Here is a 4472-nt window from a genome sequence, read left to right on the forward strand (position 1 = left end):
GTGTAGGCGAGCAGCCAGCCCAGGCCGAGGACGATCCAGTTGCCGAGCACCGCGCCCACGACGAGGAGGACGGCGGCGAGGAGGATCAGCGGGCTCATCCGGACGCCGGACTCGCGCGCGCCGCGCCGCGGCAGGAGCCGCAGCCGTCGCCGGGCCGCCCCGCCCTCGACGGCCCCGGCTTCCTCTTCTTCGGCTTCTTCCTCGGCCTCTTCTTCCTCTACCGGCGCCTTCTCGACCGACACGCGCGGTGCCGCCTCCGGCTTCGGCGGGGGCTTCAGTATCTCGGGTATCTCGATGCCGCCGACGAAGCCGTGCACGGTCTCGCCCTCGGCGTACGGCTTCGGTTCGATCCGCCACCAGTCGGGGGCGTCCGTGCCCGGCCCCAGTTCGTCCTCGCCCGCGAGGTGCGGCGGCAGCGCGGCCGTGGGGGAACGCTCGGGCTCGCCCTCGACGCGCGGCGCGGGCACCTTGGCGGGGCCTCGGCCGCCGCGCCCGGAGCGCCCCGCGAGGCCGGTGAGCCCCGAGAGCTTGTCGCGCGCGGAGGAGCGCGGGCGGCCCGTTACGGGCGAGTGGACGGGCGCGGCGTTGGCCCCGCCCATGCCCGTACCCGTGCCGGTGCTCGTGCCCGTACCGCCCGTACCGCCGTCGGCCGGGCCCGCGCCCTCCACGATCTTCTCGGGGGTGCCCATCTTGGTCAGGATGCGCTTCACGGCGGAGGGGTTCTCCGCCATGCCGAGCGCCGAGCGCTGCTGGTCGATGTCCGTACGCAACCGGGCGACGAGCCGCATCCGGTCGCCGGACGACAGGCCGCGCTGCTGAGCCAGGTCGCCGACCCGGCTCAAATAGTCATAAACGAGCTGATCGCTCTCGATCCCCACCAAAACCCCTATGGGCCCGTCCGGTTGCCGCCCCGACGGTATCGCGCCAATCCTTTCCCCGCAGTCCCCACCACGCCCACTGGCGCACACCGGGCGCGCCCCCGCCGTCCGAGAGCCCCCGGTCAGCCCGGCGGCTCGATCGCCAGCGCGTGACGGAAGACGTTGCGCGGGTCCCAACGGGCCTTCACCTGCTGGAGCCGGGCGTAATTGTCCTTGTAATAGAGCGTGTGCCAGGGCACGCCGGAGGTGTTCAGCGCCGGGTCGGCCAGGTCGCTGTCCGCGTAGTTGATATACGAGCCGTCGCTGACCTCGCCGGGCACCGGCACGCCCCCGGTGTCGGCGTACACGTCGCGGTAGAAGGCACGGATCCAGGCCAGGTTGGCGCCGTCTTCGGTCCCGTAGGTCCAGATCGACTGGTACACCGCCTTCATGACCACGTCGCGCTGGGCGACCGCGGTGGCCTCCGGCTCCACCGCGCGGACCCGGCCGCCGTACCCGATCAGCAACATGCCGTCACCCGGGGTACCCGTCGGATTCGTCAGGTTCCGGTAGATGGCGGAGAGTTGACGATCGGTGAAGGAGCGGCGCAGATAGCCCGCCTTGATCTTGAACCGACGCGCGGACACGTCCCCGGGCTCGCCGGTGCCCGGCCAGGTCGTCGGGTGCAGCCACGGAAACGTCCGCCGCGTGTCGCCGGCGGGCTTGACGCCGGTATCGGCGGTCACCGCGTTCACGAAGTCGTTCACCATGCGCTCCGCGCCGGGGAGGCCCGCGTCGATCTGCACGCCCATCACGAACCCGCCCGCGCTGCGGTGCGCCGGGATGAGGACCGCGTACAGACCGGCGTACGGCGAGTCGGGCGCGCTGTTGCGCTCATGCCAGACCCCGAAGTTGCGCAGCAGCGCGGTGAACGCCCGCTCGGTCATCTGCTGGTCCCACGCCCAGGTGACCAGGCACACCAGCTGCTCGCGGGGTGCGGGCGGCAGCAGCTGGGAGGGGTCGGAGCCCCGCGCGTCCGGTGACCGCAGCCAGTACCGGGTGACCACCCCGAAATTGCCGCCGCCACCGCCCGTGTGCGCCCACCACAGGTCGCGGTGCGGGTCGTCCGGCTCGCGGGTCGCGACCACCGCGCGGGCGGCGCCGTCGCGGTCGGCGACCACCACCTCCACGCCGTACAAGTGGTCCACCACCGATCCGTACCGGCGGGACAGCGGCCCGTACCCGCCGCCGGCGAGGTGCCCGCCCGCGCCGACCTCGGGGCAGCCGCCCGCCGGTATCGTCACTCCCCACCCTTTGAACAGCGTCCGGTACACATGCCCGAGAGTGGCCCCCGGCTGCACCGCGAACGCGCCGCGCGCGGCGTCGTAGCCGACCGCGTCCATGGGCGACAGGTCCAGGAGCAGCCGCACCGCGGGATCGCCGGTGAAGTTCTCGAAGCAGTGCCCGCCGCTGCGCACGGCGATCCGCCGCCCCGACCGCACGGCGTCCGACACCGCGCGCACCACCTGGCCGGTCGACCCGACGACACGGATCTCGTCGGGCCGTCCCGCGAACCGGAAGTTGTTGCCGCGCAGCAGGCTCTCGTACCGGGTGTCACCGGGCCGGACCGACACCGGCCCGAACCCGGTCGCTTCCGGGACCGCCGCACCGCCCGCCGCCTCTGGGACGGCCGCGCGGTCCGCCGCTTCCGGGACGGCCGCGCGGTCCGCCGCTTCGGCGGTTCCGGCTCCCTGCGCGCCGATCAGCCCCGCGGCGACGCCGCCGGCCGCGGCGAGCAGCCCGCGGCGGTTCGGCCCGGATGGTTTCGATGAGTCGGGGTTCGATCTGCCCGTCGGGGTCACTGCCGCCTCCTGCCCATCACGGGACAACTCCCGTGTCAGCCATACGTCATGACGCCTCATCATGCGCGCCATGCACCGCCGGGAACAGCAGGAGTCGGCAGAGCCCCTTGAGGCATGGGAAAGACTTGAAGCTCTTGGAACTTTCAAAACTCTTGGAGCTTGCAAAACGCTTGGAACACGTGAGCCGGCCAACGGCACTACCGGCGCTCGGCGTCGCCCTCCTTGCGGAGCAGCAGCAGGTAGTAGTCCACGTGGTCGCGGCAGAAGTCGCGGAAGGGCCTCACCAACGGATCGGTGCGGGCGGTGACTTCCTTCCCGTACCGCTCCTCGATCTCGTCGCGCCGCTCCTGGTAGAGCGCGTTCATCAGCTCGCCGGAGAGCACCGCGTTGGACGTCATGCTCTGCACCTTCGTGACGCGGAAGCCCGCCTCCTCCACCTCCGCGAGCAGTTGGGCGAACGGCCGGGGCGGCGGACACGTCCACAGCTCGGTGTAGGCGGCCACGCCCGCCTCGTCCGGGACGCCGCGCAGCGCGAACTCCGTCATCAGGAACCGGCCGCCGGGCCGCAGCACGCGGTGCGCCTCGCGCAGTCCGGCGGGGCGGTCGGAGAGGTGCGGAATGCAGTCGATGGACCAGGCGGCGTCGAAGGAGGCGTCCGCGTAGTCGAGCTGCATGGCGTTCGCACGCGCGAACTCCACCCGCTCCGCCGCCGACGACGCCCGCTGCCGCTCCTCGCAGTGCGCGAGCTGCCCACGGCTGACGGTGATCCCGGTGACCCGGGCCCCGCTGCGCTCCGCCAGCCGGATCGCGGGCCCGCCCGTGCCGCACCCGATGTCGAGGAGGTGGGCGTCCGGCCCGAGGTCGATGGTGTCGATCAGGAACTCGGTCTGCTGGTCCTGCCCGATGTCGGCGAGGCCGATCAGGGAGGTGACGGGCGGGCGGTCGCCGTGCGGCACGTACATGCCGATGTGGACGGCGGTGCCGCCGAGCATCATGGCGAGCATGTCGCCGAACTCGTCGTACATCTCCCCGACCTGGTCGGGGGTGGGGCCGGAGGTGGGGCCGGAGGTGTTGCCTGCGCCGGGTGCTGTCGCTGCCATGGAGATTCCCCTCAACTCGACGTCGAGACGCGGTCGGACCGCGGTCGGAACCGGGGCCGACGGCGGTCGGAACTGCGGTCGGAACCAGGGAGTGCGAGAGTGCGCGCGTGCCACAGGCGACGCTAGCCGAGCGCCACTCCCACGAACACCCCGCTCGGTCCGTACGGGGAAGCCCGCGCCGTACGGACCGCGCGCCGTCCGTACGCACGTATGAAGCTCCCCCACCCGCTCCCCACCAGGTCGACCCGCCCCCGCACCCGAACCCCCACAAGCCCGGCGGGGCGCTCCGGTACCGTTGGCAGAATGACCACCGCGCGGCATCGGGACCCCGCCCACAGCGACACCCCTCCAGGAGCGCCCCGCACGCTCGCCGAAGAGCTGCGCACCCGCCCCGACGACGGCCTCGCCGCCCTCCTGCACGCCCGCCCGGACCTCCTCACGCCCGTGCCCGGCGACCTCACCCAGCTGGCCACCCGCGCCGGAACCCGCGCCTCCGTCGTCCGGGCGCTGGAGCGCCTGGACCGGTTCGCCCTCCAGACCGCCGAGGCGCTGGCGGTGGCCCCGGACCCCTGCCCGTACGAACGGCTCGCCGCGCTCATGACGGGCGAGAACCCCGGCCCGGACATGCCTGACATGCCTGACATGCCAGACAC

At 72.8% G+C, this 4472-nt stretch carries 3 protein-coding genes and 1 pseudogene; 1 reads left to right on the top strand and 3 read right to left on the bottom strand.

Annotation, left to right across the window (positions count from 1 at the left end; genetic code table 11):
- From ACFU99_RS34450 to ACFU99_RS34460, 3 genes are all read right to left on the bottom strand, one after another.
- Positions 1 to 878, bottom strand: an 878-nt coding sequence (locus tag ACFU99_RS34450) for a hypothetical protein (protein WP_384399761.1), incomplete at its 3' end; no start/stop codon positions are given.
- Between the two features lie 122 nt (positions 879 to 1000).
- Positions 1001 to 2719 (bottom strand): FAD-binding oxidoreductase, encoded by a 1719-nt coding sequence (locus ACFU99_RS34455; protein WP_384399763.1) that lies wholly within the window; start codon positions 2717 to 2719, stop codon positions 1001 to 1003.
- Between the two features lie 197 nt (positions 2720 to 2916).
- Positions 2917 to 3819 carry an SAM-dependent methyltransferase gene (locus ACFU99_RS34460; RefSeq protein WP_384399766.1) on the bottom strand — a complete coding sequence of 301 codons (903 nt, stop codon included), beginning with the start codon at positions 3817 to 3819 and terminating at the stop codon, positions 2917 to 2919.
- Between the two features lie 303 nt (positions 3820 to 4122).
- Here ACFU99_RS34460 and ACFU99_RS34465 point away from each other — a divergent pair.
- Positions 4123 to 4472 (top strand): annotated as a pseudogene (locus ACFU99_RS34465) (hypothetical protein); the annotation flags it as partial.

This window comes from Streptomyces sp. NPDC057654, from assembly GCF_042800135.1.
Classification (GTDB): domain Bacteria; phylum Actinomycetota; class Actinomycetes; order Streptomycetales; family Streptomycetaceae; genus Streptomyces.

Coding starts and splice junctions, on each gene's coding strand:
- ACFU99_RS34460 (WP_384399766.1), bottom strand. CDS start 3,819: ATGGCAGCGACAGCACCCGGCGCAGGCAACACCTCCGGCCCCACCTCC.